Consider the following 248-nt stretch of genomic DNA (forward strand, 5'->3'; position numbering starts at 1 on the left):
TTTGGATCATGCCACCCAATGGCGAGAAGCCCATCCCTGGGTGCTCTGGCTCCTGCCAGTTGCTGGCTTCGCCGTCGGACTTGCGTATCACTTGATAGGCAAACCCGTTGATGCCGGAAACAACCTGATCATCGATGAGATCCATGATCCTAAGAAGATCGTGCCTTTGCGCATGGTGCCGATGGTGCTAATCGGAACCGTGGTTTCCCACCTCTTCGGTGCATCTGTGGGACGTGAGGGAACGGCGG

At 56.5% G+C, this 248-nt stretch carries 1 protein-coding gene; it reads left to right on the forward strand.

The features are described from left to right. On the forward strand, nucleotides 1-248 hold a 248-nt coding region (locus AO388_RS27250), incomplete at both ends, for a chloride channel protein (RefSeq protein ID WP_177343128.1).

This window comes from Pseudomonas sp. ICMP 10191, from assembly GCF_001467335.1.
GTDB classification, from domain to species: Bacteria; Pseudomonadota; Gammaproteobacteria; order Pseudomonadales; family Pseudomonadaceae; genus Aquipseudomonas; species Aquipseudomonas cerasi.